4 protein-coding genes are annotated in these 3,819 nt (G+C 62.2%); 1 reads left to right on the top strand and 3 read right to left on the bottom strand.

The window, feature by feature from the left end; translation table 11 throughout:
* Positions 1-183: 183 nt before the first annotated feature.
* The 3 genes from AC4FAH_RS07800 to AC4FAH_RS07790 form a co-directional block, all read right to left on the bottom strand.
* Positions 184-888: a glutathione S-transferase gene (locus AC4FAH_RS07800; RefSeq protein ID WP_153636321.1), complete on the bottom strand. Its 705-nt coding sequence runs from the start codon at positions 886-888 to the stop codon at positions 184-186.
* A 52-nt stretch (positions 889-940) separates the two neighbouring features.
* The gene (locus tag AC4FAH_RS07795) at positions 941-1,228 is read right to left on the bottom strand and encodes an HlyU family transcriptional regulator (RefSeq protein ID WP_306424366.1); all 288 of its coding nucleotides are present in this window, start codon (positions 1,226-1,228) and stop codon (positions 941-943) included.
* Between the two features lie 350 nt (positions 1,229-1,578).
* A complete protein-coding gene (locus AC4FAH_RS07790; protein WP_225348161.1) occupies positions 1,579-2,844 on the bottom strand; it encodes an argininosuccinate synthase in 1,266 nt (421 codons plus the stop codon).
* A gap of 267 nt (positions 2,845-3,111) precedes the next feature.
* Between AC4FAH_RS07790 and rnt the strand changes: the two genes are divergently transcribed.
* Positions 3,112-3,807: a ribonuclease T gene (gene rnt / locus AC4FAH_RS07785; RefSeq protein WP_054555724.1), complete on the top strand. Its 696-nt coding sequence runs from the start codon at positions 3,112-3,114 to the stop codon at positions 3,805-3,807.
* Positions 3,808-3,819: the final 12 nt, after the last annotated feature.

The raw sequence follows: 3,819 nt of genomic DNA, 5'->3' as shown, positions 1-3,819 counted from the left end.
CTTAGATACCTAAAACAGAACCTATCGATATAACGTCCAGATGTGACAGCCCGAATGCCGAAAGAATCCCGACGAAAGTCTCAATCACATCAATAGCGCAAAAATGCGCAAGCCATATGATATTTGCGCAGCGCGCCCGAGCATCAGCGCATCAGCACCTCAGAGCGCAAAAGCATCAGCGCGTCAGAGCGCCAGCTCGCCACCCTTGGCCACGGCACGCTGAAAGGCTTCGCGCTGACGGATGCGGGCCAGCCATTCCTGGATATTCGGGTGATTCTTGAGCCCCTGGCGCGCATCGAGCGCCTGGATCGGGAAGCTCATCTGGATATCGGCACCGGTCAGCGAGTCGCCGGCAAGCCACTGGCGATGCTCGAGACAGGTATCCATGTAGGCGAGATGCGCCTTGATCTCCGGGCTGATGAAGCTGTCATTCACCCCCTTGGCCAGCTTGCGCGCGATCGGGCGCACCAGCCACGGCACCGGCGGCTTGTCGAGACGCGAGAACACCAGTCTGAGCATCAGCGGCAACATCGCCGAGCCTTCGGCGAAGTGCAGCCAGAAGCGGTAGTCACGCTCGGCCTGGCTGCCGGCGGGCGGGCGCAGATGGGCAGTGCTGCCGCTGCCCTGGCCGGCGTACAGATCGATCAGGTATTCGATGATCGCACCGGACTCGGCGACCACCACCGGCTCGGCATTCTCTCCCGCCAGCGTGGTGTCGGTGATGATCGGCGCCTTGCCCAGCGGGTGAATCTCCTTCAGCGCCTTGGGCGCGCGCATGCTGTTGCTGTCGCGGGCATAGGTCTGCAGACGGTATTCAAGATTCAACTCTTCCAGCAGCCACAGGATGCGCTGCGAGCGCGAGTTTTCCAGATGGTGAACCGTGATCATGGGCGTGCTCCTGAGGGTGGGGGCAAGTGCGCAGCGGTCAGCTTCGGGGGGATCAGCGTTCGAAGATGCTGTCACCCAGGTCATCGATGGTGCGCTTCGCCTTGAGCAGGGTCAGCTCCACGGCGCCCTCTTCGCCCGGCACGGTGTCGGAGCGCTCGAAACGGTGCTCCAGCATCTCGCCGCCTTCCACCGGCTTGCGGATCACGCCCGACACCCGGTATTGACCATCGTGCTTCTGCGGCATCGCCACGATCAGATAGCCCTTGTATTCGGTGGCTTCCGGTTCCTTGACCGGCGCAGGCTCGCCTGCGGCAAACAGTTTCTTCAGCATACCCAGCATGAGACATCTTCCTTGGCCGGCCGCCATGACAGACGCCGGCGATCTACGTGCAGAAATGACAATGAAAAGGGGCTTCTGTCAGCATCGCATGCACTCACGGGGGAGAAAAGCGCTCAAAAAAGCCCCTGAGCGCCATGCGTGCCCTGGATGAGCAGCACCTCATCAGACGAAAGCGCGCCCGGCTCTGGTAGCCGACAGCGCGACTGACTCTGGCCGTCTAAAGCGCGATACGACAGCCGGATAACGTGGCACCGACAGCCGGATAGCACGACGCCGACCCCTATGGCAGCGAATGGCTGCAGCAGGGGCCGGCGTCATGGTGTTCCGAGATCAGGCTATCGGATCAGAGATTACTCGATGCCACGTCCCTTGCTGGCCGCGATACGCAGGCGCAGGGAGTTCAGCTTGATGAAGCCGGCAGCATCTTTCTGGTCGTAGGCGCCCGCATCGTCTTCGAAGGTCGCGATGGACGCATCGAACAAGGAGTCTTCGGACTGACGGCCGACGACGATCACGTTGCCCTTGTAGAGCTTGAGACGCACGACGCCGTTGACGACCTTCTGGGACTCATCGATGGCCGCCTGCAGCATGCGACGCTCCGGGCTCCACCAGTAGCCGTTGTACACCAGCTCGGCGTACTTGGGCATCATCTCGTCCTTCAGGTGGGCCGCTTCGCGGTCCAGAGTGATGGATTCGATGGCACGGTGAGCACGCATCATGATGGTGCCGCCCGGTGTTTCGTAGCAGCCACGCGACTTCATGCCGACGTAACGGTTCTCGACGATGTCGAGACGGCCGATGCCGTTGGCGCCGCCGACCTTGTTCAGGTACTCGAGCACTTCGTGAGCGGCCATTTCCTTGCCGTCGATGGCAGTGATGTCGCCCTTGGTGTAGGTCAGATCGATGTAGGTCGCGTCATTCGGCGCCTGCTCCGGGCTGACGCTCCAGCGCCACATCTCTTCTTCGCACTCGGTCCACGGGTCTTCCAGCACGCCACCTTCATAGGAGATGTGCAGAAGGTTCGCGTCCATGGAGTACGGAGACTTCTTCTTGTTCTTGGCGTAGTCGACTTCGATACCGTGCTGCTCGCAGTATTCCATCAACTTCTCGCGGGAGTTCAGGTCCCACTCACGCCACGGCGCGATGACCTGGATGCCCGGCTTCAGCGCGTAGGCGCCCAGCTCGAAACGCACCTGGTCGTTGCCCTTGCCGGTCGCACCGTGAGAGATGGCGTCGGCGCCGGTCTCGTTGGCGATCTCGACCAGACGACGCGCGATCAGCGGACGTGCGATGGAGGTGCCCAGCAGGTACTCGCCTTCATAGATGGCGTTGGCACGGAACATCGGGAAGACGTAATCGCGGACGAAGGTCTCGCGCAGGTCTTCGATGTAGATCTCCTTCACGCCGAGGGCTTCTGCCTTGGCACGCGCCGGCTCGACTTCCTCGCCCTGACCGAGGTCAGCTGTGAAAGTCACGACTTCACAGTTGTAGGTTTCCTGCAGCCACTTGACGATGACTGAAGTGTCCAGGCCGCCGGAGTAGGCGAGAACGACCTTTTGCACGTCGGACATGCTTGACTCCTGAGTTGATGCTTGTAGTTCCCGCGTACCACTGATGAACGCCGTGGCCGCAGGTGGGGTTGGATCGCCCGGTCCAGACGAGCGAAGGCCGCGCAAGCGCAGCCGCTCATCTACCCGAATCACGATGTGACGCCGATTATAGCGAGGCTGGCACCTCACCGATACTGCCAGGAGGGCCAGAGACACCCCGGCACGCGGCCAGCGCCGCGACGCGCCCTTTTCGCCCTGCTACAATTGGCCACCTTGAGCGTCGGCAATACGCACGACGCAGCACGAGATGCTATGACGGGATTGGAGATCTTGATGACCCAGGCGAGCGAGCGCACGCAGATGGCACAGCGCTTCCGTGGCTTTCTGCCAGTGGTGGTCGACCTCGAGACGGGTGGTTTCAATGCCGCCGGTGATGCACTGCTCGAGATCGCTGCCGTCACGCTGACCATGGACGACGATGGCAACATGGTGCCGGATGCGACCTATGCCTTCCACGTGGCCCCCTTCGAGGGCGCCAACATCGAACAGTCGGCACTGGATTTCACCGGTATCGATCTCGACAACCCGGTGCGCAAGCAGGTCGCGGTGGCCGAGAATCAGGCGCTGGGCGAGATCTTCAGCCCGGTGCGCAAGGCCATCAAGGCGCACGGCTGCACGCGTGCGGTGCTGGTCGGCCACAATGCGGCCTTCGATCAGGGCTTCCTGAACGCGGCGGTCGAGCGTTGCGGTATCAAGCGCAATCCGTTCCACCCGTTCTCGTGCTTCGATACCGCTTCGCTTGCGGGTCTGGTCTATGGCCAGACAGTGCTGGCGCGCGCCTGCCGCGCCGCCGGCATCGAGTTCGACAATGCCTCCGCCCACTCGGCGCGTTATGACACCGAACGCACCGCGGAGCTGTTCTGCGCGATGGTCAACCGCTTCAAGGACCTGGGCGGCTGGGACCTGGCGATGAAGGAACAGGGCATGAATGATGAGGTGCCGGCCTCGCTCGACGCGCCCGCGCCCTGACTGGCAGAGCTT

This window comes from Cobetia sp. (assembly GCF_983723665.1).
The sequence above is the reverse complement of the archived record's forward strand: the minus strand, read 5'-3'. Positions and strand labels throughout refer to the sequence as shown.